Source organism: Planctomycetia bacterium, from assembly GCA_015200345.1.
Lineage (GTDB): Bacteria > Planctomycetota > Phycisphaerae > UBA1845 > UTPLA1 > PLA3.
The window spans coordinates 3837313-3862000 of sequence record CP054187.1 but is presented as its reverse complement, the minus strand read 5'-3'; the positions used below and the strand labels follow the sequence as shown (position 1 = coordinate 3862000).

Sequence of the window (24688 nt, the reverse complement as noted above, 5' to 3'; positions counted from 1 at the left end):
GCCGGTCCGTCGCGACGCGGCCATCTAAACACCAGGAGACAAGGGAATGTTGACTCGAGGACTGGGAAAGATCGTTCTGGCAGGATTGGCGTTGGTCGCCTGCATGTGTATCGTCGCCTCGCCGGTTCAGGCGCAGCAGATTCGTATCAATGAAGTGGACGCAGATCAGCAAGGGACGGATGCCGCCGAGTTCGTCGAACTGTACGACGGCGGCGTGGGCAACACCTCGCTGAACGGCCTGGTGGTGGTGTTCTACAACGGATCGAGTGACACCTCCTACGCCGCGTTCGACCTCGACGGATTCCAAACGAACGCACAGGGTTATTTCCTGATCGGCAACGCCGGCGTGACGCCGACCCCATCGATCATCTTCAACGACAATACGCTTCAAAACGGCGCGGATGCGGTCGCGCTCTATCAGGCCAACGGCTCCGATTTCCCGAACGGCACGGCCGTGACAACGACAAATCTGGTTGATGCGCTGGTGTACGGCGCCAATCAACCGGATGACGTGGAATTGCTTGTCCTGCTGAACGCCGGCCAGCCGCAGGTCAACGAGGCGGGCAGCGGTAACGCTACGGTTGTCTCGATGCACCGCTGCCCCAACGGCGCGGGCGGCCTGCGAAACACGACCTCCTACGCACTGACCACGCCGTCGCCCGGCGCGGCCCCGAGCTGCCCGCCGACTACCGGTGCCTGCTGCGACGGCAGCAACTGCACCGAAGTGACGCCAGCCCAGTGCGCCGCCATCAGCGGCGCGGTCTTTGTCGGCCTCGGCTCGACCTGCACTCCGGGTCTCTGCCCCGTCTCGTTCCCCGGCGTGAAGATCAACGAGATTCGCATCGACATGCCCGGCACGGATACCAACGAATACATCGAGCTGACCGGTGTCCCCGGCACAAGCCTCAACGGTCTGACGCTTTTCATCATCGGCGATAGTGGAGGCGGTGGCAGCGGCGTGATTGAGCGCGTTATCAACCTTGCCGGCCAGACGATTCCGGCTGACGGGTATTTCCTGATCGCCGGCGACAATGACACGTTTGGCGCACCCGCCGATCTGAACATTGGTGTCACTCAAGACATGATTGAGAACAGCGATAATTTGACTTTCATGCTCGTCGCCGGATTTACGGGGGCCAGCGGAAATGACCTCGATACGAACAATGACGGCGTACTTGATGTGACACCGTGGACCACCGAAGTCGATCGCGTCTGTGTCATTGAGAGCATTCATCCACCAGCTCCAACTGGTGACCAGGAATGGTACTACTTCACCGATCCCAGCCAGGTCGTCGGACCCGACGGCACATTCGTACCCGGACACGTCTATCGCCTGCCGAATGGCGGGTTGCCGTGGAACATTGGCATCTTCGACCCTGCGACCGGCGTCGATACGCCCGGTGTGGCGAACGCCATCACCGGCGCGTGCTGCCAGGGTGGTTTCTGCGACATCCAGGAACGCAACGTCTGTATCAACGAACTGGGCGGTATCTTCAAAGGCGTTGGCAGCGTTTGCGGCGACGGGTCGATCTGTACCGGCGCGTGCTGCAACGGCAACGACTGCACATTGCTCGATCCTTTGACCTGCCAGGGCCAGGGCGGCGTGTTCCAGGGCGCAGGCACGACCTGCACGCCCGCGCCGGTCCCGGCCTGTGGCGAATGTATGACCATCGCCCAGGCGCGCGCCCTGCCGGTCGGCTCACGCGTCAAGCTTTGCAACGTCGTCATCTCTTCCACAACCGACCTGATTCAGTCTGGGACGGTTAAGTCGTTCCAGATCGAGGACGCTTCCGGCCCCGGCGGCCGAAGCGGACTCACCGTCTTTGGTGCGAATGAAATCATCGACCCGCTCCTTGCCGCGGCGGCGGAAGGGACGCAGATCGACCTGCAGGGAGTGACGGACCAGTTTAACGGACTCCTTGAGGTGGTTGATGGCTCGCTTCCGCTGAAGCGAATCACGCTCGGAAGTTTCGTGGGCACGACGGCACCAGTCAGTGTGACGACAAGCGACTTCCAGGATCAAAGCGCCTCCGCCGAGGGCCTGGAAAGCGAAATCGTCACGCTTTCCTGCGTGACCTTCCTGGATGCCGGCGGCACGTTTGTCGGCGGCACGGCGTCGAGCAACTACGTGGTGACCGACGGCTTGGGTTTTGCCACCGTACGAATTTCCAGCAATCAACTGGACTTCGAGGGCATGACCATTCCGTCCGGTCCGGTCACGATCACCGGCGTCTTCAGCCAGAGTGATACGACCGCACCGTTTGACAGCAACTATCAACTGCTCCCCCGCATCCTGTCCGACCTCGACACCGCGCCGATGTGCGGGGAGGTCGGCGCATGCTGTCTCGGTGGTGGCACCTGCAATGACAATCTGACTGCGACGTTGTGCGCCGGCATCGGCGGCGTTTTCCAGGGTGCGGCCACGGTGTGTGCCAACGTCACCTGTCCGACGGCCGACGGCATGGTCATCAACGAAATCCGCGTTGACCAGGACGGCGTGGACAACGACGAGTACTTCGAGATCAAGGGGCCGGCGAACGTCCCGCTTGGATCGTTGAGCTACATCGTTCTCGGAGACGGCGCCGCGGCGGCCGGCAGCGGCGTGATTGAAACCATCGTGCCGTTGAGCGGTGCGATTACCCCGGCCGATGGCGTGTTCCTGTGCGCACGCAATACGCTGACGATCGGCACGCCCGATCTCGTGTCTGCGGCCGTCAGCTTCGAGAACGACGACAACGTCACGCACATGCTCGTCGAGGGCTTCACGGGCACGAGCGGCCAGGATCTCGACACGAATGACGATGGCATCCTCGATATCACTCCGTGGACGCGCGTGCTTGACTCGATCGCCATCGTGAAGGATGTCAACAATCCGCCGGTCGGCACCGAGTGGTACTACGGTCCGACGGTCGGCCCGACGCCGTTCGGCAGCGCACCGTTCCACGTCATTCGCTGTGCCGGCGCGCTGAACGACTGGATCATCGGATCCGGCGATCTCCCGCCGACCGGCAACGACACGCCGGGCGACGAGAACGATTGCAGCAACGCCTGCCTCACCTGCTACGGTGACGTCGACCAGTCGCAGCGCGTGGACGTGGACGACATCGACGAGTTTGTTGATGTGGTCCTCGGTCTGGAGTCGAACGTCTGTGCCGACGTCAATCTGGACGGCGCGGTGAACGGTCTGGACATCCGCCGGTTCCTCCAGTTGATTCTGGCCAACGGCGGCGCGGGGACGTCCTGCCTGCCGGCGGCGCAGAAGGACATCTCCCGCTGCGACAACGCCGACCCGCCGAACAACTGCCCCGATTCACCGACCGGCTTCTGCCAGTACCAGGTGGATTTGAACCAGGCGGGGATTTCGCCATGTGTCGTCACGTCCAATCCGGGTGCCAATCAATTGCTGGAAGGCGAACTGATCTGCGTCGAATGCCCCGACAGCGAAACCTGCGGCACGCCGGGAGACCGCGTCCGCTTCCGCTGGGTCAACTACGACGGCCTCGGGAACGATTGCATCTTTTACGCAACGCTTGTATCCGGGTCATGTCAGAGTTGTCCGTCGGGCAAGCGCTTCAGCGATGCGCCACCGCCGCTGGCCATCAAGGTCATGAGCTACAACCTGCTGAACTACAGCGGGTCCGATCGGACCACGCAGTATCAGGCGATTCTCAATGCCGTGTTGCCTGATTTGATCGTGTGCCAGGAAGTAAACGGCTCTTCGGCCGCTAACACCTTCCTGAACACGGTCTTGAACGGCGCCGGCGGACCGGGCGGCTACAACATGGCCACCTTCTCCAACGGACCTGATTCGGACAACGCCTGCTACTATCGCACCAGCCGGCTGACCTTTGCCGGTCCGGCTGATCACGCAATCGTATCGACCAGTCCGCGGCAGACCGATCGCTGGCGGCTGACCATCAACGGATTCTCCGGTCCCGAATCGTCGTTCTATATCTACTCGACGCACCTGAAGGCGGGGAACACCGCCGGTGATGCGAACGATCGCGCGACGGCGGCGCAGTTGATTCGCACCCACGCCAATGCCCTGCCGGCCGGCAGCAACTTCATGATCGCGGGCGACATGAATCTGTACACGAGCACGGAAACGGCCTATCAGGAGTTGATCGGCCCACAAGTCGACAACGACGGCCGCGTGTTTGATCCGATCAATCGGCCCGGCAACTGGAGCGCGAACAGCAGCTTCCGGGATATCCACACCCAGTCACCGCACAACAACAACTCGGGCGCACCGGCCGGCGCGGCGAATGGCGGGCTGGATGACCGGTTTGACTTCATTCTCTGTTCGCAGGCGTTGCTGGACGGCGTGGCGTTGACGTACCGCACCGGGTCATATCATGCCTTTGGCAACGACGGCAATCATTTCAACAACGACATCAACGACCCGCCAACGATACCCGAAGGCGCGGTGATCGCCGACGCGCTGCACGGCGCTTCGGACCACCTGCCGGTCGTGATGGAGATTCTGTTGCCGTAAGACCCACTTGAGTATCGAGGGAAGGGAAGCGTAGCACGGGCCTTGCATTCCAAGCGAATGCAAGGCCCTGCTCATTCCTGCGGATCACGGCGCCACACATCCCAGCCGCCGCAACGGAACGCCGCACTCATGGCGACGGCAGCAATTGTTGAATCCGCGGGAGCATGTATTGCATCGATTCCAGTTCCGCCGTCCAGGTGCCGGCGAGATACACGCCCTGCGGGGCGAGGAGATTGGTGGAAATCGCCAGCGGGTCGCTCGCGTTCTCATCGAGGTATTTCTTGTACCGCGCCGCGGCATCGTGCGCCGCGCGGACATTGGGGTATTGCACGATCCACACGACGTTCGGTTCGCCGCCACGAACCGAATAAGCCCCGACGCACATCAGCGTCTCACGCGAAAGCCCCAGCACTTCACTCAACTTGCGCGGGTCCAGCCGGCCGGCCAGCTCGAATGCATCCGGCGGCAGGCTTGCCAGGTTGCGCAGCAACCACCGAAAGTAAACAGTCGAATTGTCGCGCGGCATCGCATCGAGCATGCGCGGCGGACTTTCGCGACGAATTCGCCCGGTGATGAAGTTGGTCAGGCGGATCAACTCCTCGGTCGTTTCGGAATCGGATCGATCACAGGTAACGTTGACATAGGCGGTCCCCTGCCACGCATGCAAGCCGATGCCATCCCGCCTTGTGACGCGCGTCTCACCGGCGATGCGAAACTGTTCCGTCGCCGGCGCGCGGCAGGTCAGGATGCCATAGGCGTCATCCGGGGTTTCCGCGTTGATGATGATCACCCGCGCCAGTCGGCTTCCCGCTGCGCTGCCTGGCAACTCGTACACGCATCGAACAACCGAACGGATCCGAAAATAACCCAGTCGCGCCGTATCATCCGCGATCAACGCGGTCGACAGCTCACCGGGGTCATACACGCGCACCGGCTCGGTCTTGATCCAGGGGCCGTTCTTGCCCGATTTCGGGAGGCAGTCCGGTCCGCGCGGATCATCCTGATTGTCCACGCCGATGCTTCGGCCCGCATCCGGCGACGCGGAGGCGGATGACGGCTCAACGGGCGCTGCGCCGGATACACGGGGAGGTTGATCACGCGTGTTCGTCAGCTCCGCCGCCGGCGCGCTGGCCGGCACGCCGTTGGAACGATCCTTGCATCCCGCAGCCATCCCGAGGCCGATCAGGCAAGCGACGAGGGCCGCCCGGCGTTGCATGGCACTAGACATGCGCCACCTCCTTGTCCTGTGAATTGTACCGATCGCGCGGTGAGCTTCAATCTGATTTGGCGCGATGGATCCGCTCCTTATAATGCCCGCAACGCTCAAGGAGCCGAGCATGATCATCACGATTGACGGGCCGGCCGGTTCAGGAAAGAGCACCGCGGCACGCAAACTGGCGGGCAAACTGTCGATTGCCTACCTCGATACGGGCGCGATGTATCGCGCGCTGGCGCTCGCGGCAATCCAGAACGGCGCCCGCCTGAAAGACGACGCGGCGCTGATCCAAATCGCCCGACAGAGTAACGTCCATGTGGATTGCGGCCCGACGTTCACGCGCGTGCTGCTCAACGGCGTCGACGTGAGCGAAGAGGTGCGCAGCATGGCGGTCAATCAGGCCACGAGTTTTGTGGCGCGCATTGCGGAGATTCGCAAGCTGCTGGTGGAAAAGCAACGGGAGATCGGCCGCCAGCTCGGCTCGCTGGTGACCGAAGGGCGCGATCAGGGAAGCGTGGTGTTTCCCGATGCGGACTTGAAATTCTTCCTCGACGCATCCCTGGAGCGACGTGCCATGCGGCGCTACCAGGAACTGATCGCGGACGGCGAAGAGACGTCTTACGACCTGATTCTCGAGAACCTGCGCGAACGCGACGGCAATGATCAGCACCAGTGGGCGCCGCTGCTGCACCCTGCCACGGCCATTGCCATTGACACGACGCAGATGACCATTCACGAAGTGGTGGAGCGGCTGCTCGAAGAGGTACGCAAGCGGCAACTGGTCGCCCGTTGATCTGACGCGATCGCCCATCACGCCGATTGCATCTTGCCAACCATGGACACCGCGCCGCCGCGCATGCGATGCTTCTACCGCTTCATGCGGTTCCTGTCCCGGATGTTGTTTAAGATTTATTTCCGAGGGCGCGCCTTTCACGTCGAGCGCGTGCCGGACGCGGGCGGTGTGCTGATCGTCTCGAACCACCAGAGCTACTTCGACCCGGTGGCCGTCGGGCAGGCGCTGCCGCGCGAAATCAGCTTCATGGCACGCGACACCCTGTTTCGCAATCCGATCTTCGGTCGACTGATCCGCGCGTTGAATGCCTTCCCCGTGCGCCGCGGCGCCGCCGATGTCGGCGCGGTCAAGGAAGCGCTTCGGCAACTGCGGAACGGCTGGGCGGTTGTCATCTTTCCGGAGGCCACGCGCTCGCCGGACGGCCGCCTCGGTCCGATCAACCCGAACAGCCTCGCGATCGCCAAGCGTGCCGAAGTGCCCATTGTGCCGACGATCGTGGATGGTGCATTTGAAGCGTGGCCGCGCTCGCAGCGATGGCCGTCACCCAGGCCGGTCCATGTAACGTATGCTGAACCGATCCAAGTCGAACAAGTGCGGGAATGGACGCTGGAACAAATCACGGAAACCATCACCAAACGGATGCAAGCGGCGCTGGAAGCTTCAAAGGACCGCCGGCACGGCGAGTCGTCTTCGAAGCCTCCGGCATGACCCAACTTGGAACGTCAGGGCTGGTTCGCGTCGGTCGATAGGGCGGTTTGGACGACCGGGTCCGTCGCCGTCAGGACGCGGCACATCTGCGGCGCCACCTGGGTAAAGAATACATCCATATAATAACGGATGTCCGCCCCTTCACGAACTTTCCGCGTGACATCGTCCAGCGTGGCGGCGAGCTTGCGCAATTCGCCGATCATTGCGGCCGGGATCGGCTCGGCGTCATACAGCCAGCCCGATCCGTCGTGAACAAAGCGAGCCTTGAAGAGCGGAATGTGATCGCCCTCTTGAAGCGTCACGACGGCGCCGTTGCCCCGCAACTCCTGACCAATGAGCGTCACGTGCGCCGAGAACGGACCGAGGTTGTTCTCGATTTCCCCGATGGACCACGTCTCGCTGACCGGCCCCTGATAAACCGACTCCGCCACGCGGCGCAACCGGGCGTTGGCCTTCAGGACTTCATCCACGGCGGCAAGAAAATCGACCGTGGCCAGCCGCTGCTTCGGCGCGACCAGTGCGGCGAGTTCGTCGTAGTTCCTGGCGCGATACGCTTCCTGCAACCGCGCCACCGCTTCGGCGGGAGATGACGCCCTCGCCGCACGAGCGGGCGTCGTCCCGGACGCAACCGGGGCCGGTGTCGACCGGTCACACGCAGCGCATAAGAAGGACGCGACCCACGTGACCCACCAGGATAGCGATCGACCCCGCTTCATACTTGAGTATCGGGAAACTCCGCCGAGTCGTGTGAGCCTGCAATTGTTGCGCGACCGGTCCACCGAGGAACGCATCGCATTTTCAGCCATTTCAGATCCGCCGCTTTTCCCAACAATCGGGTTGCCCTACGATTCCCGGTTTGCCGGGTTTTCCCGGCGAATGCCAAACAGCAACGACCGGGAAGCCCCATGCAACCCTTGTTGAAAATACTCGCGGCGCTATTCGCCATCGGCGTGGTCTGGCAGGCGGTGCGCACGCCAGGTGCCAGCGACGCGGCCCCCCCGGAGGATGACGCGACGCAGCGCGCACACCAGGTTGTCAGCGGATTGGAGTCACCCGCCGGCTCCACGCCGCCGCCGCGCGGTCAGTACCGCGGCATGGCCATGCAGCTCCATGTCAACGGCGTCAGCGCCTACGACCATTACCATCGCCTGATTCCGGAGATCGCCCAGTTGGGGGCCGACACGGTACTCTTTGTCGTCCACGGCTGGCAGGAGCACGCGGGCACGGTGGACCTGCATATCGACACACGTCGCACACCTGATGCGAAGGATCTGGGTCGCCTGATTGATCACGCGACGCAACACGGTCTGCGCGTGATCCTCATGCCGATCGTGCTGCTGAAGAACCCGCGAAACAGCGAGTGGCGCGGTCGAATTGTCCCGGAAAACCACGACTGGGACGGCTGGTTCACGCGCTATCGGGACTTCATCGTCCATTTCGCGAAGATCGCCGAACGGCATCGCGTCGACGTGCTGATGATCGGCTCCGAGCTGGTTAAGACCGAAACCTACACCGAGCGTTGGCTGCGCATCATCGAGGAGGTCCGGCAGAACTATCGCGGCAAGCTGGGCTACTCCGCCAATTGGGATCATTATCAGACGACGAAGATCGGGTTCTGGCCACGGCTCGATGTCGTCGGGATGACATCGTATTATGAGCTGGCGCGAAAGGGGAACCCCCTGCCGTCCGAAATCGATCAGAATTGGGCGCGAATCAAACGCGACATACTTTCGTTCCAGCGCGAGGTGAAGAAACCCATTATCTTTACCGAGGTCGGCTGGTGTTCGCAGGAAGGCGCGGCCCACGAGGGCTGGAATTATTACGCGAACCAGAAGGCGACGCCCGCCGGCCACGAAGAACAACGCCGATTGTACGAATCGTTTCTTCGAACCTGGGGAAATGAACCGGCGATCGGCGGGATCATCTGGTGGGAGTGGGATACGTCCGAAGGCGGTATGAACGACTTCAACTACACCCCCCGGGGCAAGCCGGCCGAAAAAGTGTTGCGCGACTGGTTCGCTGAAACGTCTCCGGCAAAGCCGCCGGTGAAGCCAACCACCATTCTGGGAACCCCTTAGAATCCAGGCTTGGTCCGTGTCTTGGTCGGGATGATTGCAATTGGAGAATGCTGTGCCACTGCCTTACAACGAACGAACCCACGATTGCGGCGCGCTGCGAGGCAGCGATGTTGGTAAGACCGTCCTCCTGGCCGGTTGGGTGGATAATTTCCGCGACCACGGCGGCATGGTCTTCATCGATCTGCGCGATCGCGGCGGCATCACCCAGATTCGATTCAATCCCGACACCGATCCGAAGGCCCATGAGATCGCCCGCGGCTTGCGGAGCGAGTATGTCATCGCCGTGCGCGGCGAAGTCATCAGCCGTGGCAGCAACGTGAATCCCAATCTGCCGACGGGCGAGATCGAAATCGCCGCGCGCGAGATTGACTTGCTTAGCAAATCGAAAACGCCTCCTTTCGAGATCGCCGACGACATCGAAACCAACGAGGACCTGCGGCTGGAGAACCGCGTACTGGATATTCGCCGCACGCCGATGAAAAAGGCACTGATGTTGCGGCATCGCATCACCAAGACGGTGCGCGATTACTTCGATCGCCATGGATTCCTTGAGATCGAGACGCCGATTCTGTGCAAGAGCACGCCCGAGGGCGCCCGCGACTATCTCGTTCCCTCGCGTTTGCAACACGGCTCGTTCTACGCACTGCCGCAATCGCCGCAGATCTTCAAGCAGCTGCTGATGATCGCCGGGCTGGATCGCTACATGCAGATCGCCCGGTGCTTCCGCGACGAGGACCTTCGCGCCGACCGCCAGCCAGAGTTCACCCAAGTGGACATCGAGATGGCTTTCGTGCAGCCGGAAAACGTCATGCACCACGTCGAAGCCTGCATGGCGGAAATCGCCAAGGCGGCGATCGGCCTGGACATGCACCTTCCCCTGCCACGGATCAGCTACGCACAAGCCATGCGCGATTACGGCCGCGACGCGCCTGATCTGCGCTACGGCATGACCATCAAGGACGTCACCGACGCGGTGAAGGCAAGCGAGTTCCGCGTCTTCGCCGACGCCATCGCTTCCGGAGGCATCGTGCGGTGCATCGTCGTCCCCGGCGGGGCCGCCATGACGCGCAAGGAGACCGACGGCCTCACCGAGGAGATCAAAGGGGTCGGTGCCGGCGGCCTGCCGCTCGTGAAGGTGGTTGAAGAAGGCGGCAAGATTGTATTTCAAACGGGGATTGCCAAGTTCCTGGAGAACGCCGACGTGCAACGGGCGATTATGGACGCCTCCGGCGCGAAGGCCGGCGATTTGATTCTGTTCGCAGCCGGCAGTGAGGCGAATGTCTGCAAGCACCTGGGCTGGTTGCGCTCGACCGTCGCCGAGCGGCGCGGCATGATCCCGAAGGACAAATGGGCGTTCTGCTGGGTCGTGGATTTTCCGCTGTTCGGCTGGGACGCGGATTCAAAGAGCATCTTCCCGATGCATCATCCCTTCACAAGTCCGAAGGACGAAGACCTGCACCTGCTGCGGCTTGAGGATGCCGCGCCGCCGCCGGCCGAGGATTTACTGAAGGTCCGCGCCAAGGCGTATGACATCGTGCTGAATGGCACCGAGCTGGGGGGCGGTTCGATCAGAATTCACCGCAGCGACGTGCAATCGAAGATTTTCAGGCTGCTGGGCCTGTCCGACGCAGAGGCGAAATTGAAGTTTGAATACCTGCTCGACGCGCTCCAATACGGTGCCCCGCCGCACGGCGGGCTGGCGCTGGGATTGGATCGAATCGTCATGCTGTTCGGCGGCTACAGCTCCATTCGTGACGTCATCGCCTTCCCCAAGAACGCGCGCGCGGTCGATCCTCTTACCAAGGCGCCGTCGGAGGTGTCGCCCGAGCAGTTGAAGGAACTTGGCATCGCGATCGTGGCGGAAAAGAAATAGCATTGCGGAGAATCGCCATCAGCAACCGCTCTGCGCCGGCGCTCGCGTCAGTGCAGCGTCGATGACTTCGTGCGGTTTCACTTCGTCACAAGGCAACCCGGCGCTCCCTGACGGTCTCGGCTCGGGCTGAACCGCCTCGCTCGACGTCGCCGCGCGCGCCGTGGTAATAAACACGACGCCCAGCACAATCACCGGCGTGGCGAGCAGAGTCGGCAAGGTGAGTTTTTCGCCCGCCAGCAACCATCCGAGAAAGACCGCCACAACCGGATTCACGTATGCATACGTTGCAACCCGATGCGGCGTGCTCACTTTCAACAGCCACATGTAACACGTAAAGCCGATCAGTGAGCCGAACACAATCAGGTACGCGACCGCGAGCAGCGCTTCAGTGGTAATCGTGGTCACGCTGAACCCGCGCCAGTCTCCAACGATCGCGCCGAAGAAGCCCAGCGCCGCGCTGCCGGCCAGCATCTCCATCCCAGTCGTGAGCAAACCCGATTCGGGCAGCGATGCGTGGCGTGAATAGATCGACCCGCAAGACCAGAGGAACGACGCCATCACCAGTGCCGCCGCGCCGCCGTAGTGGATCGCATCGCCGCCCAGGACTTTTGCAGGATTGAAAAGCACCGCGAGACCGACGAATCCCAGCGCGATCCCCAGCCATGCACGCGTCGGCGGCCGCTTGCCGCCCGGACGCACCCATTCCACCAACGCGAACCACAGCGGCACCGTCGCCACCATGAGCGCTGCAAGTCCGGATGGAACGTGTTTTTCCGCCCAGACGACGCCGCCGTTCCCGCCGAGAAGAAGCAGCGTGCCGATGATCGCCGCATTGCGCCAATGCAACCGCGTCGGGCGCGGCGCGCCTTTCCATCGTGCATAGATATAAAGGATGAAACCGGCGATCAAAAATCGTGCCGACGCCATCCAGAAGGGAGGGATCGATTTTACGGCGATGGCAATGGCAAGATACGTCGATCCCCAGACGACATAGACGCCGAGATAAGCCAAGAGAATAGACGATAGTCGCGGGGGGCGATCCAGTGGGGAGTTCGTCATTCAGTGTACTTTCCTCTCCTCGACTCGCTCCATACGCCAGTCAGAACGGGCCGGTTCGCGCGGATAACGGGCTTATTCTAGTGCTCCGTCCGCTTCCCCGCTGTGGAGGCTCCGCCGGCGACGGCTTGCACAGTGGAAGCTACCTTGCAAGCCCAAGCCTACCGACTTGCGGCCGACCGTTCGAGCTCGAGCAGGAACTCCTTCCTCCAGACTCCCCCACCGTAACCACCGATTTTGCCGCTTTTATTTACCACTCGATGGCATGGGATAATGATCGCGATTCGGTTCGAGCCGTTCGCCGTCCCGACCGCCCTCTGGGCGCCCGGTCGCCCCACGGCCCTGGCCAATTGCTCGTAAGACGTTGTCCTGCCGTACGGGATGCGTCGCAGCGCAGACCAGACCGCCCGCTGGAACGGCGTGCCGGGGTAATGCAGCGGCAAGTCGAACTCGCGCCGCTTGCCCGCGAAGTATTCCGTCAACTGATCGGCGGCGGCGTCGAGGAGTTCGTGTGGACCGGCGAGGACCGGGCACTTTAGCTGCCGGGATAATCGCGCCAAATTCGCGGCGACGCTCCGTCCCTCGCTGAACGAAAGAACGCACAATCCCTCATCGTTTGCCCCGAGAAGCAAAGGCCCGATCGGACTGTTGATTGTTTTCGAAAAAACTGGCTGCACGGCTGTCACGCGGCGGGCCGACGTGCCGAACGCGCGGCGCGCGGCCGACTCAAACCCGCTGATCGATTCGTATCCGCTTCGCAGTGCTGTCGTCGTCACGTCCAAGCCTTTCCTGATGTGGGTAACGGCGGATGCCAGGCGGCGCTGCCGCGCGAACCGCTGAAACGTCATGCCGAACTTGCTGCGAAAAAACCGCCGTACGCGAAAAGGTGACAATCCCATGGCACGCAGATCGCGGTCCGTGAGACGTTCGCCGTCGCCGGAATCAACCCGCGCCAGCAACGGGCGAATCCAGTCCGGCGCAAGCGTGTCCGCCTGCTCCGGCCGACAGCGTTTGCACGGGCGATACCCTGCCCGAATCGCTTCAGACGGCGTTCGGAAGTAGACGCAATGGCGCGCATGCGGCTTGCGCGCCGAACAGGACGGATTGCAGAACACGCCAGTCGTTCGCACGGCGAAATAGAACGCGCCGTCATATCCCGCGTCGCGCCGCTGAATGGCCCGTCGCATGATGCCGGGTCGAGGAAGCGTCCGCCGCGGGACCGTTTCTCGTGACTGCTGAATCGCAACCATGCCGCAAAGTCTAGAGCGTGCCGGGAGGGCGCGGCTACCGATTTTTGAGCGCGATATTCAAATTTCCAAGCATGAGAATCGCCCTGCGAGAAACAAAAAAAGGCATAGCCGCCGCAAGCGACGGCCATGCCGGGACGGTCGGTTTAAGCATCAGGCGACCAGGCCATCAGGCTCCGAAGTCCGTGCCGCTTCCCAGTTTCGGCGTGGGGTGCCGCGCCTCGCGAACCGGCGGGCTATGCGGCGTGGCAGGTTCACCGGTTTGCGCCTCGCCGGTGGTCATCAACGCCTGCATGATCTGGTCGCTGACCTGCGTCATGCCGGTCGGCGTGTATGGGATCATCATGATCGTCGCCTTGCTGCGACCGCCGACTGCCGCGACCGTATCGTAGTGCTGGGTCAGCAACACCATCTTGGTCGCCTCCTCCGGGCTGATGCCCGCTTCGCTGCATGCGTCGACCGATTCCTTCAGACCACGAGCGATGGCCAGGCGTTGCCGGGCGATACCGACACCCTGCAATTCCTTGGCGCGGGCCTCCGCTTCGGCTTCGGCGATCACGCGGATCTTCTTCGCTTCAGCCTCGTTCTTCGCCGCCTCGCGCATGCGGGCTGTCGCGTTGACCTGGTTCATGGCCGTCTTGACCGCCGCATCGGGCTGAATGTCGTTGACCAGCGCCTGGAGAATGGTGAAACCGAACTGCGACATGACATCTTCCAGCCGTTCCTTCACCGCCAAGGCGATCTTCTCCTTCTCGGCGAACACGTTGTCCACGAGCATTTCGGGCACCAGAGCACGGACGGTGTCAAACACGTACGAGCTGATCTGCTGTGCCGGATTGGTCAGCTTGTAATTCGCCGCATAAATTGCCTCGTCCACCTCGCGCACGAAATACTGCACGGCGATCAGCAGATCGACAAACACGTCGTCCTTGGTCTTCGATTCGACCTTGACTTCCAGTTCGCGCACGCGGTGGGTGATCCGCCCGGCCACGCGGTCGAAGATCGGGATTCGCCAGTTCAGGCCCGGTCGCGCGATCCGATTGAACTTGCCCATTCGCTCGACGATCGCATGCGTCTGCTGCTCGACGGTGAAGAATCCGCTTAGGAGAATCAGCAAGAAGAACAGGGCGCCGGCGCCCAGCAAAATCAACATTGGCATGGCAGCCTACCTTTCTCCCGCGGCGCGGGGCGTTGGCTATTCTACCGCTGTCGACGAAACAATCGACAGGTTTAATTCTTCGATCTCGTCCGGCATCTCATACGACGCCAGTTCGAATCGCACCTCTCGGTTGCGCGGCAGTTCCTCGATCTCCTGAAACATCCGCACCGGCGGCAACCCGTTGGGCGACCGCCCTCGGATCTCCAGAACCACCGACCGCAACGGCCGTCCCCGGTTGATGATCGCCACTTCGATATTCTCCGTTCCCAGCAACCGCTGACCGCCCCAGGCCGAACCCCAGCGGTACTGCACGTCTGCCGCGTTGTCGCAGGCCCGCCAGGAAGATCCTTTCGCTCCAGGAGCCTCGGAAGATGGGGCTGGCGCCGTCGCGGAGGCGGTCATACCGGCCAGCCCTAGCGGCTCCCCGCAGCGCGGGCAATACATCGCACCCGGGCGAGCCGACTCCCTGCACCGGTCACAGTACGGTCCGCCGGCCTGCGGTGGGTCCAAGGGCTTGTCCGAACTTACCATTCTCGTCCGCCTTGTCTGAACATTGTAAGAATCCGCTTCCGGGTCATACCACTATAAAACCCGGCGATCTCTCTAACCACCGACCTCACGGGAGGATAGCCGCCGAACCGGCAATCTCCCAGAGACCGCTACCTCATGGGCTGAATAAAACTGAAAGTTGTTTCGGTGGTAGACTAAACATCCGCCTGTCTTGAGACATATCCCTATCGCGGCCGACCCGCCGCCCCGAGGATCCATGTCAACCGCGGGAAACGATCCAGACCTCGGAGCAACCGTGCCGCCCTGCCGCCGGCGTGACGAACCTACGTGCCCCGTCACGGAGACGGACCCGGCAAGACAGAATTTGGATGGCATTCGACGACGCCTCGAGACCTTTGCCGTGAAGCTGATCTGGAACCGACACGACGCGGAGGAGATTGTGCAGGACGCGTTCAGACTCGCGCTGACAAACGGGTTGAACGTGTCTGACGGGGACGCGATGCCGTGGTTGATGCGCACGGTGGCGAATCTTTGCATGAATCATCGGCGGCGGCGGCACCCCGAGGCGCTGAACGACCATCTCGAGCCGGCTTCACGCGGCGGGCCGATGGATTCCGTCATGATGGCTGAACGACTGCATGCTCTGCGCGACCGGATTGCCGGATTGCCGAATCAGCAGAGATTGGCGATCACGCTCCGCATGTTAGAAGAACTCTCATACGAAGAAGTGGCGCGCGTGATGGAGTTGTCCGTCGCTGCGGTCCGCACGCACGTTCATCTCGCGCGAAAGGCGCTGGTGGAATCGCTCAAGGACTATCGGCCATGACCCTCTGCGAACAGGCGACGGAATGGATTGATGCGTGGCTCGACGACGCGTTGAGCGATGAGGATGCCGCGCGGCTGGCGAGTCATTGCGAAGCCTGCGAAGCGTGTCGCCGGGCACGAGCCGAGGCCAGTCGCTTCCGAGACGACATGGCTCAACTCGCTGCCGCAGCCAAACGCATTTGCTCGGATCCGCATTCGATTAGTAGCGCGCGCTCATCAGCATTCGCGAAACACCAGGCAGGGCAAGCCTGGAAGTGGCGAATTGCCGCCGTCCTGGTACTCGCGACGACAATCTCCATTGGCTGGCGGTGGTGGCCGGCGGATTCGACGTCACCGTCCAGCGTCGTTGTTGTCGGGCCTTCCCGCGATAACGCACCGGCTATTACCGAGCTCGCTGATGCAGAGGGGATTGTGTTGAGACATCCTTCACACGAAATGGCCGTTCAATACGCAACCACGAATCCCGCCGTGCAGATTGTTTGGCTGTACGCGCCGCTTCCGGATGCGGCCGAGCATTCGACCACGACGGCTCCGGGAACGTGAATCGCCCGAATGGCAACACACTTTGGAAAGGATCAAATATGACGAAAGCCTTCATCACCGTTCTGATCGCATTCTTCGCAAACGGGGCCCAATCAGAGCCGCCCCAGGCGCACCCGGCGCCGACCAATCCCGAACGTGAAAAGGGGCTGCCCCAGATCCCCGTTGTGGTTCGGTTACAAAATGCAAACCCACAGGCCGTTGCACGAACGATTGGCGAGGTCTTCCCGGATCTGGTGTTGAGCGCGGTCGATGATACCTCCGTGCTGGTGCTGCGAGGCCCGGCCGAGTCAGTCGACCAGGCTCGCGCCTTGATCGATCAAATCACGAACGCGGATCGTGGAGGAGACGCGACCATGGTACGACTTATTCACTTGCGTTCCGCCCGGCCCCAGGACGTTGCCACCCAGCTCTCCGCAGCCTATGCCCGGAGTGGCGTCACCTTATCCATCGATAGCCGGTGTTCATCACTTCTCGTGCGCGGCATGGAGAAGTCTGTGCGGGAGATTGCTGACTTGGTTAACGAGATGGACGTTGCTTCACCGAATGTTTCGCTTGAATTCTCATTCCTCACAGCCGGCCCAGACAAACCCGATGCCGGGCTGGAGTTGCCGCCAGACTTGGCCGAAGTCGGAAAGGAGCTTGCTCGATTCGGGACGATCAAACTGATGGGTCGCCTTCGGACCGTTACCACCAAGGATCAGCAATTCGAAATCGAGGGAATGATCGCCGAAAGGTTTTCGGTTCGCGTCAAAGGCCGATTGATGAGCGTTCACGGCGAGGGCGCCCTGGTAGAGCTGGATGCCATGGCCATCGCATTTCGCGCTCCGTCGGTGAATGAAGCGTCCGGTTCTGGCAGCCCGCCCACGGCCCTGCCCCAAACCAGCACCTACAACATCCGCACGACGCTTCAACTTAAGGCGAACCACGATTTGGCCGTTGGAGTGGCACCCGCCGGCGCACACGTCGGATCGTCGCTGGTTCTCGTGGTCCGTGCGTCGTGGTGAGGCGCTGCCCCGTCAAGCGATGTGTGAGAACGAAGCCGGCGGATGGCTATCCGTCGGCTTCCTGCATGCCTGCGGGCAACCGATTACTTGGTCGTACCGGCACCCTGTGTCACGCAATTTCAGTCCGGCGTGTTATTTCTTTCCCTCGAACTTCAGCGACGCCGAGTTGATGCAGTACCGCATTCCCGTCTCGGTCGGACCGTCGTCGAACAGGTGCCCGAGGTGCGCCCCGCACTTCTTGCACATGACCTCCGTACGGATCATGCCGTGGCTGCGATCCTCGGCTTCGAGAATCACCTTCGCGTCGGCCGGAGCATCGAAGCTCGGCCATCCGCAGCCGGAGTCGAACTTATCCTCGGATTGAAACAGCATTTCGCCACAACAGACGCAACGATAGACGCCCTTTTCGTGGTGGTTCCAATACTGCCCGGTAAACGCTCGCTCGGTTCCCTTCTGCCTCGTCACGTAGTATTGCTCCGGCGTCAGCAATGCCTTCCACTGTTCGTCGGACTTTTGCACGGTGCCCGCTGCGTTCACTTGCTCACTCGATTCGGCCGCCGTCTTGTGACCCGCATCCTTGTCCATTTCCATCCTCCCGCTCACTTGCTCAACCACCGGCTGCCCGACCGGCGGCGGCGATTTCGCCTCGCACCCCGCCAGCGCAGCCGCGCCGATCAGTACATAATGAACCCAATCGCCGCTCTCAACATTCGTCCGGTGTCTCGTCACGCTCGGTTTCCTCCGTCCTCCACGATCGCAAGGTCCGCCGCATTTTCGAATGCCGCCTTCAGAACGCCTCGCCTGTGCTCTCTCTATACCGATCAGGCGGCAGCGACATTCCATGAATCTTAGTCACATGCGAGGCGATTTGACCGCGCATGAAAAAGCCCGCCGTCTTTCGACCGCGGGCATGGGAATAATCGGGCAATCGAATGGGTTGGCCGCTCCGCAGCGTGTTACCAGGCGAAGTGAGCAAAGGCCTTGTTGGCGTCGGCCATCTTGTGCACGTTTTCGCGCGTCGTGATGGCGGCACCGGTGCGATTGAAGGCGTCAAGAAGCTCGGCCGCCAGCTTTTCGTGCATCGGCCGGCCCTTCTTGCTGCGGGCTGCGTCAAGAATCCAGCGAATGGCAAGCGACTGGCTGCGCCGGGGATTAACGGCCATCGGAACCTGGTAGTTGCTTCCGCCGACGCGCTTGCTGCGGATCTGAATGTTCGGGCGGACGTTCTGAATCGCCTGCTCGAAAACCTGAATCGGCGGCGTGTCCTTCACCTTTTCACTGATGCGATCCAGCGCGTCGTAGAAAATCTTCTGCGCGACGGATTTCTTGCCGTTCCACATCATGCAGTTGATGAATTTGGAAGCCAGACGACTGTTGTACTTCGGATCGCCCTTGAGCTGTTCTCCCGATCGAGTCCACTTCTTGAATGCCATGATCTCTCCTCATGTTTCTGGGGTGCGGGGAAATCCCACACGCGTCGCCGACGAAAATTCGCCTGGCCCCATACTCGACCGGAACATCCGGCCGTTTGTCTGAATCGGATTGCGTGCCTTTGCCTATTTCTTGCGCTTAGTGCCGTACTTGCTGCGCGACTTGTTCCGTCGAACGCCGAACTTGTCCTGATCTTCGACGCTGGCGCAGTCCAGTACGCCGCGCAGGATGTGATACCGAATACCCGGCAGGTCACGCACACGACCGCCGCGCACCAGCACAATGGAGTGTTCCTGAAGATTGTGACCGATGCCGGGAATGTAGGCCGTCACTTCGCGCCCGTTTGACAGGCGAACGCGGGCGACCTTCCGCAAGGCCGAGTTCGGCTTCTTGGGCGTCATCGTCTTCACGATCAGACACACGCCTCGCCGCTGTGGCGAATTCTCCAAGTCACGCGATTTGCTCTTGCGCGTTTCCGCTCGGCGAGGCCGGGCACACAACTGGTTAATCGTTGGCATTGCTACCTCTGTCTCACTACCGGCCGGACCGGTGTTCGCGATTCACTCCCGGCCATTCGGCGGGGAAAGCCCCGCATTGTAAGGCCGGATTCGACGTTCGGTCAACCAAAGCCCGCCCGACGCAACCAGCCCCCGGCGGCGGCAACCCCTTGTCGTATCAGCATTACGGTTCGCTCTGTTCCACAGCAGTCGATGCGCCGGCTCCGCTTTCGGGTTTGCCTTGGATTCCTTCAAGCGGCACCGAGGCCTTCGAGACGACGCGGGCCAGTTCCTCCCGGGCGACCTCCAGGTCGTCCGGGCTCGGGCCGCCGATCAGTTCGGGCATCCGAACCGGCATCTGCGGCTCGGCAATCGGCTCGCCGAGGATCTCCACATTCATCTCCTGGAACGACTTGAACGCCGTACCCGCCGGGATCAGGTGCCCCAGGATCACGTTCTCCTTCAAACCGGTCAAGCGGTCAACCGCGCTTCCCAGGGCCGCTTCGGTCAGAACCTTGGTCGTCTCCTGGAAACTGGCAGCCGAAATAAACGACTCGCTTTGCAGAGCCGCCTTGGTAATCCCCAGCAGCACAGCCGACGCAGTAGCCGGGCGGGGCTTGCCGCCCTTGGCGGGCGCTTTACCGGCTGCCTCGAGGTCATCGTTGACCTTGTTCAGTTCGTCGCGTGAGACGATCTGCCCCTCATGGAACTTGGAATCGCCGGGGTCTTTGATCCGCACGCTCTTGGCGAGGCGTTCGTTCTCCGCGCGGAAACGGAACTTGTCGACGATTTCGCCGGGCAAGAGATTCGAATCGCCGGGCTGGTCCACCTTCAGCTTGCGCAGCATCTGGCGGATGATCGTCTCGATGTGTTTGTCGTTGATGCTCACGTTCTGCGAGCGATAGACCGACTGCACCTCATGCAACAGGTATTGGTGCAGGGCCTCTTCGCCCTTGATCGTGAGAATATCGTGCGGCACAAGCGGGCCGTCGCACAGCGGATCGCCCGCCTCGACGCGGTCTCCGGCGTGCACCAGCAAGTGCTTGTCCTGCGGGACGTGGTGATCGCGCGGTTCCAGTTCCTTGGTATCGGGCTTGACGACAATCGTCATCTTTCCACGGCGCTTGTCGCTGCGAATCTCGACCGTGCCGGAAATCTCGGCCATGACGGCAGGCTCTTTCGGCTTGCGCGCCTCGAAGATCTCCGTGACACGCGGCAGACCACCGGTGATGTCCTGCGTGCCCGCCAGCTCGCGCGGACGCCGCGCCAGCAGCCAGCCGGCCTTCACTTCCTGCTTCTCGGTCACTTCGATACGCGCCTTGGCCGGCAGGTAGTGATACTCGATGATCTTGCCGTCCTTGTCCTCGATAATGACCTGCGGATTCTTGTCGCCGCGGTGCTCGACCACCACGTACTTCGAGGCCTTGCCTTCGCTCTCAAGCCGAACGGTCTCGCCCTCGATGACATCCTGGAAGCGGATGAAACCGGCCGCCTCGGCCAGGATCGGCGTCAAGTGCGGATCCCACTGGACCAGGGTGCTTCGGGCCTTGACCTCGCTGCCGTCGCGCACGAACACGCGGGCACCATACGGAATCTTGTGGCGCTCCAGTTCCCGGCTCTTTTCGTCGACAATGGAGATCTCGCCGTTGCGCTTCAGAACGACGAGGTGCGTCTCTTTGGTCTCCGGATCTTCCATCTCCACGGCCTTGAGATCGTGGAAATGGACTCGGCCGCCGACGCTGCACTTGATTTCACTCTCGATGACCGATCGGCTCGCAACGCCACCGGTGTGGAAGGTCCGCATGGTGAGCTGCGTGCCCGGCTCGCCGATCGACTGGGCCGCGATGATGCCCACGGCCATTCCGCATTCCACCAGTCTGCCCGTCGACATGTCAATGCCGTAACACAGAGCACAGACGCCCTGCCCGGCATCGCAAGTCAGCGGGCTTCGGACGCGAACTTTTTCCAGGCCCAAGCCGCCTTCGGCCGGCTGGCTTTCGATTCGCCGGGCGATCTCGGCCGTGATGACTTCGTTTTCACGCACAATGATCTCATCGGTCACCGGATGGCGAATCGTGTCGCGGGCCACGCGGCCGACGATCGACTCGGCCAGGGTGATGTCCACTTCCTCGCCCTTGTACAGGACCCCCTTGGTGATGCCCTGAATGGTGCCGCAATCGTGGCAAGAAACGATGACGTTCTGGGCCACGTCGGCCAATTTGCGCGTCAGGTAGCCCGAATCGGCCGTCTTGAGCGCCGTATCGGCCAGGCCTTTTCGCGCGCCGTGGGTCGAACTGAAGTACTCCAAAACGCTCAAGCCTTCGCGGAAGTTCGCCTTGATCGGCGTCTCGATGATTTCGCCGCTGGGCTTGGCCATCAACGCGCGCATGCCGGCTAGCTGGCGAATCTGATCGACGCTGCCGCGAGCGCCGGAGTCGGTCATCAGGTAAATCGGATTCAAGTACTTCTTGGCGCCTTCATCGGTTGACTTGGCATACTTGCCGTCGGGCGTTCGGAAGTCGGCCTTGAGATCGGCCATCATCGCCTCGGTCACGGCTTCGCGCACATGCACCCAGATGTCGATCAGTGCGTTGTAACGCTCCATATCGGTGATGGCTCCACCCTGAAACGCGCGCGTGATGCGATCAACTTTCTTCTGGGCCTCCTCGATGATGTCTTTCTTGCGGTCCGGAATACGCATGTCATTCAGGCCGAACGAAAGCCCTGCCAGCGTGCTGCGTTTGAAGCCCAGCTCCTTGATGCGATCGAGCAAATCAATCGTTTCTCCACGACCCAGCAAGGCGTAGCAATCCGCGATCACGCGGCCGCTTCCCTTGCCCGTCAGCGGGTAGTTGTAGAACGGCATCTGCGGCGGCAGGATGTCATTAAAGAGCAGCCGGCCGACCGTTGTGGTGATGATGTGGTCCTGGGGCACGTCGACGGGCATCTTCTTCTGGCCCTCGACGATCTTTGTGCGCGCGATGCGAACGCGGATCGCTTCATGAATCGAGACCTTACCCAGTTCGTAAGCCAGAAAGGCCTCGGTCGGATTCGTGAAGGTGCGCCGCGGTTTCTGCGTCGCCTCGGTGGCATGGTCACAGGTCAGGTAAAAAATCCCCATGACGATGTCCTGGCTCGGCGACATGATGGGCGAGCCGCTGGCCGGGCTGAAGATGTTATTCGTCGCCATCATCAGCACGTGCGCCTCGACCTGGGCTTCGATCGACAACGGCAGGTGAACAGCCATCTGGTCACCGTCGAAGTCGGCGTTGAACCCCTTGCAGACCAAGGGATGAATCTTGATCGCGTTGCCTTCGACCAGCACCGGTTCGAACGCCTGAATGCCCATGCGGTGAAGCGTCGGCGCACGATTGAGCAGCACCGGGTGCTGATAAATCACGCTCTCGAGAATGTCCCAGATTTCCTGATCGCGCCGCTCCAGCATCTTCTTGGCGGACTTGATCGTGTCGGCCAAGCCGCGCTCCTTCAGCCGACGAATGATGAACGGCTGGTACAGCTCCAGGGCGATCTTCTTCGGCAGACCGCACTGGTGCAGCTTCAATTCGGGGCCGACGACGATGACGCTGCGCGCCGAGTAGTCCACGCGCTTGCCCAGCAGGTTCTCGCGGAAGCGGCCCTGCTTGCCCTTGATCATGTCCGTGAGCGACTTGAGCGGGCGATTGGACGAGCCGAGAACCGGCCGGCGACAGCGCCCGTTGTCGAACAGGGCATCGACCGCCTGCTGCAACATGCGCTTTTCGTTGCGAATGATGACTTCGGGCGCGTTCAGGTCGATCAGCTTCTTGAGCCGGTTGTTTCGGTTGATGATGCGGCGGTACAGATCGTTCAGATCGCTCGTGGCGAAGTTGCCGCTATCGAGAAGTACCAGTGGTCGCAGATCCGGCGGGATGACCGGAATCACCTCCATGACCATCCACGTCGGGTCGTTAATGCTGTTGCGCAGGCTCTCGACGATCTTCAGCCGCTTGGAGAGGTCCTTGATCTTCTGTTTGCTGTTGGTGTTGACGATGTCCTCACGGAGTTGAGCGCTCAAGGTCTTCAGGTCCATGCGCGACAGAAGCGTCTTCACTGCTTCGGCACCGATTTGCGCGTCAAAATCGTCGCCGTACTTCTCGATCGCGCTGCGATAATCCTCCTCCGACAGCACCTGGCCCAGCTTGAGTTGCGTGTCCTTCGGATCGGTGACAACGTAGTCCTGAAAGTAGATGATTTTCTCCAGGTCCGACGTCTTCATGTCCAGCAGCGCGCCCAGGCGCGACGGCATGGCCTTGAAGAACCAGATGTGGACAATCGGCGCGGCGAGGTTGATGTGCCCCATGCGCTTGCGCCGCACGCGGCTGTGCGTGACCTTCACGCCGCAGCGGTCGCAAATCATGCCCTTGTGCTTCGTGCCTTTGTATTTACCGCAGAAGCATTCCCAGTCCCGCTCGGGGCCGAAGATGCGCTCACAAAACAGCCCGTCCTTCTCCGCCCGATAGGTGCGGTAGTTGATCGTCTCCGGCTTGCGCACTTCGCCATACGACCAGCTGCGGATGTCGTTCGGCGACGCCAGGGAGATTTTCACTGCACCGTAATCGTTTACGCGATCGTAAACATTTTCAGCCATGAATCTTCTTCCTCGAGTAGGCTCCGGCCCGCGAAGTCGCAGGCCGATGGGTTTATCTGTTCCGCACGCGCATCCCTGATCGCGCCGTGATTCACCAATTCCGCCGGTCGCCGCCGGCATCTTCTTCAAGCCGACGCACCCACGTGCGCCCGCACGTCCAGCGACATCGGTACGATGCCCGGCGCGCGCTTGAAGCCGATCTCCTCGCAGAAATCCACTTCCGTCCCGTAGGCCGCCGCGTCGATCCGTTCGCAGCCCATCTTCGCCAACGCCCCGATCACCAACTCGGCCATCTGTCGTGCGATGCCGTACTGATCGTGCTCGATGCGGCCGTCGATGTGCGTGACTGCGCCGGGGCCCTGCATCGACGGATCCAGTTTGCATTCCGTCAGGTAGCCCCGCACGCCATCGGCCAGCCCGCGGGCAATGCCCATCAACCGGCCCGATGCGTCACGCGCCGTCACGAAGCACACCGAGTTGTCGACCAGCTTCGACAGTTTGTCCACCGACTGGGGCATCATGCAGCCCTGCGCGTCGTAGAAGTTCTTCAACTCCGCGACGTCCAGCTTCTGGACCACTTCGCACTTGATTCCGGTCATGCTCGCAACCTCCCGGCGCTTGCCCTT

Annotated in this window: 19 protein-coding genes; 8 read left to right on the top strand and 11 right to left on the bottom strand. The window is 61.7% G+C overall.

All coding sequences use genetic code 11. The features are described from left to right. The first annotated feature begins 46 nt into the window (after positions 1-46). Positions 47-4495, top strand: a complete 4449-nt coding sequence (locus HRU71_15765) for a hypothetical protein (GenBank protein QOJ04858.1) — start codon at positions 47-49, stop codon at positions 4493-4495. Positions 4496-4622: 127 nt separating this feature from the next. Here the strand turns inward: HRU71_15765 and HRU71_15760 are convergent, their stop codons facing one another. Then, on the bottom strand, positions 4623-5723 hold the full coding sequence (locus HRU71_15760; protein QOJ04857.1) for a hypothetical protein: 1101 nt from the start codon (positions 5721-5723) through the stop codon (positions 4623-4625). A 109-nt stretch (positions 5724-5832) separates the two neighbouring features. Here HRU71_15760 and HRU71_15755 point away from each other — a divergent pair, with 109 nt between their 5' ends. Further along, a complete protein-coding gene (locus HRU71_15755; protein ID QOJ04856.1) occupies positions 5833-6504 on the top strand; it encodes a (d)CMP kinase in 672 nt (223 codons plus the stop codon). Positions 6505-6537: 33 nt separating this feature from the next. Further along, positions 6538-7212: a 1-acyl-sn-glycerol-3-phosphate acyltransferase gene (locus HRU71_15750; GenBank protein QOJ04855.1), complete on the top strand. Its 675-nt coding sequence runs from the start codon at positions 6538-6540 to the stop codon at positions 7210-7212. A 14-nt stretch (positions 7213-7226) separates the two neighbouring features. Here HRU71_15750 and HRU71_15745 read toward each other — a convergent pair whose 3' ends face one another. Further along, positions 7227-7784, bottom strand: a complete 558-nt coding sequence (locus HRU71_15745; GenBank protein QOJ04854.1) for a hypothetical protein — start codon at positions 7782-7784, stop codon at positions 7227-7229. A gap of 333 nt (positions 7785-8117) precedes the next feature. Here HRU71_15745 and HRU71_15740 point away from each other — a divergent pair, with 333 nt between their 5' ends. Together HRU71_15740 and aspS are read left to right on the top strand one after the other, a co-directional pair. Further along, complete coding sequence (locus tag HRU71_15740) at positions 8118-9290, top strand: hypothetical protein (GenBank protein QOJ04853.1); 1173 nt, start codon at positions 8118-8120, stop codon at positions 9288-9290. Between the two features lie 52 nt (positions 9291-9342). Then, positions 9343-11163, top strand: coding sequence for an aspartate--tRNA ligase (gene aspS, locus HRU71_15735; protein ID QOJ04852.1), 1821 nt, complete (start codon positions 9343-9345; stop codon positions 11161-11163). 18 nt (positions 11164-11181) lie between these two features. On the opposite strand, the gene HRU71_15730 is transcribed toward aspS, so the two are convergent. The 4 genes from HRU71_15730 to HRU71_15715 all read right to left on the bottom strand — a co-directional run bounded on the left by HRU71_15730 (position 11182) and on the right by HRU71_15715 (position 14937). After that, complete coding sequence (locus HRU71_15730) at positions 11182-12222, bottom strand: EamA family transporter (protein QOJ04851.1); 1041 nt, start codon at positions 12220-12222, stop codon at positions 11182-11184. A 158-nt stretch (positions 12223-12380) separates the two neighbouring features. Continuing rightward, the gene (locus tag HRU71_15725) at positions 12381-13406 is read right to left on the bottom strand and encodes a methylated-DNA--[protein]-cysteine S-methyltransferase (protein ID QOJ04850.1); all 1026 of its coding nucleotides are present in this window, start codon (positions 13404-13406) and stop codon (positions 12381-12383) included. Positions 13407-13635: 229 nt separating this feature from the next. Beyond that, positions 13636-14625, bottom strand: a complete 990-nt coding sequence (locus tag HRU71_15720; protein ID QOJ04849.1) for an SPFH domain-containing protein — start codon at positions 14623-14625, stop codon at positions 13636-13638. Between the two features lie 36 nt (positions 14626-14661). Continuing rightward, positions 14662-14937 (bottom strand): hypothetical protein, encoded by a 276-nt coding sequence (locus HRU71_15715; protein ID QOJ04848.1) that lies wholly within the window; start codon positions 14935-14937, stop codon positions 14662-14664. Between the two features lie 598 nt (positions 14938-15535). On the opposite strand from HRU71_15715, the gene HRU71_15710 reads away from it, so the two are divergent. From HRU71_15710 to HRU71_15700, 3 genes are read left to right on the top strand one after another with little or no spacing between them, the layout of a single operon-like run. Next, on the top strand, positions 15536-15961 hold the full coding sequence (locus tag HRU71_15710; protein ID QOJ04847.1) for an RNA polymerase sigma factor: 426 nt from the start codon (positions 15536-15538) through the stop codon (positions 15959-15961). Continuing rightward, complete coding sequence (locus tag HRU71_15705) at positions 15958-16503, top strand: zf-HC2 domain-containing protein (GenBank protein QOJ04846.1); 546 nt, start codon at positions 15958-15960, stop codon at positions 16501-16503. The genes HRU71_15710 and HRU71_15705 overlap by 4 nt, the downstream gene beginning before the upstream one ends. Positions 16504-16541: 38 nt before the next feature. Beyond that, the gene (locus tag HRU71_15700) at positions 16542-17507 is read left to right on the top strand and encodes a hypothetical protein (protein QOJ04845.1); all 966 of its coding nucleotides are present in this window, start codon (positions 16542-16544) and stop codon (positions 17505-17507) included. Between the two features lie 132 nt (positions 17508-17639). Here the strand turns inward: HRU71_15700 and msrB are convergent, their stop codons facing one another. The 5 genes from msrB to HRU71_15675 form a co-directional block, all read right to left on the bottom strand. Then, positions 17640-18092, bottom strand: a complete 453-nt coding sequence (gene msrB / locus HRU71_15695; GenBank protein ID QOJ05044.1) for a peptide-methionine (R)-S-oxide reductase MsrB — start codon at positions 18090-18092, stop codon at positions 17640-17642. Positions 18093-18463: 371 nt separating this feature from the next. Further along, positions 18464-18940, bottom strand: coding sequence for a 30S ribosomal protein S7 (gene rpsG / locus HRU71_15690; protein ID QOJ04844.1), 477 nt, complete (start codon positions 18938-18940; stop codon positions 18464-18466). Between the two features lie 123 nt (positions 18941-19063). After that, a complete protein-coding gene (locus HRU71_15685) occupies positions 19064-19456 on the bottom strand; it encodes a 30S ribosomal protein S12 (protein QOJ04843.1) in 393 nt (130 codons plus the stop codon). Positions 19457-19619: 163 nt separating this feature from the next. Beyond that, positions 19620-24062 carry a DNA-directed RNA polymerase subunit beta' gene (gene rpoC / locus HRU71_15680; GenBank protein ID QOJ04842.1) on the bottom strand — a complete coding sequence of 1481 codons (4443 nt, stop codon included), beginning with the start codon at positions 24060-24062 and terminating at the stop codon, positions 19620-19622. Between the two features lie 125 nt (positions 24063-24187). Then, positions 24188-24661, bottom strand: a complete 474-nt coding sequence (locus HRU71_15675; protein QOJ04841.1) for a hypothetical protein — start codon at positions 24659-24661, stop codon at positions 24188-24190. Positions 24662-24688 lie beyond the last annotated feature (27 nt).

Bases quoted from the DNA above. Each gene is read 5' to 3' on its own strand.
- HRU71_15765 (QOJ04858.1), top strand. From the start codon at position 47: ATGTTGACTCGAGGACTGGGAAAGATCGTTCTGGCAGGATTGGCGTTG.
- HRU71_15760 (QOJ04857.1), bottom strand. From the start codon at position 5,723: ATGTCTAGTGCCATGCAACGCCGGGCGGCCCTCGTCGCTTGCCTGATC.
- HRU71_15755 (QOJ04856.1), top strand. From the start codon at position 5,833: ATGATCATCACGATTGACGGGCCGGCCGGTTCAGGAAAGAGCACCGCG.
- HRU71_15740 (QOJ04853.1), top strand. From the start codon at position 8,118: ATGCAACCCTTGTTGAAAATACTCGCGGCGCTATTCGCCATCGGCGTG.
- HRU71_15730 (QOJ04851.1), bottom strand. From the start codon at position 12,222: ATGACGAACTCCCCACTGGATCGCCCCCCGCGACTATCGTCTATTCTC.
- HRU71_15725 (QOJ04850.1), bottom strand. From the start codon at position 13,406: ATGCGACGGGCCATTCAGCGGCGCGACGCGGGATATGACGGCGCGTTC.
- HRU71_15720 (QOJ04849.1), bottom strand. From the start codon at position 14,625: ATGCCAATGTTGATTTTGCTGGGCGCCGGCGCCCTGTTCTTCTTGCTG.
- HRU71_15705 (QOJ04846.1), top strand. From the start codon at position 15,958: ATGACCCTCTGCGAACAGGCGACGGAATGGATTGATGCGTGGCTCGAC.
- HRU71_15700 (QOJ04845.1), top strand. From the start codon at position 16,542: ATGACGAAAGCCTTCATCACCGTTCTGATCGCATTCTTCGCAAACGGG.
- msrB (QOJ05044.1), bottom strand. From the start codon at position 18,092: ATGGACAAGGATGCGGGTCACAAGACGGCGGCCGAATCGAGTGAGCAA.
- rpsG (QOJ04844.1), bottom strand. From the start codon at position 18,940: ATGGCATTCAAGAAGTGGACTCGATCGGGAGAACAGCTCAAGGGCGAT.
- HRU71_15685 (QOJ04843.1), bottom strand. From the start codon at position 19,456: ATGCCAACGATTAACCAGTTGTGTGCCCGGCCTCGCCGAGCGGAAACG.
- rpoC (QOJ04842.1), bottom strand. From the start codon at position 24,062: ATGGCTGAAAATGTTTACGATCGCGTAAACGATTACGGTGCAGTGAAA.
- HRU71_15675 (QOJ04841.1), bottom strand. From the start codon at position 24,661: ATGACCGGAATCAAGTGCGAAGTGGTCCAGAAGCTGGACGTCGCGGAG.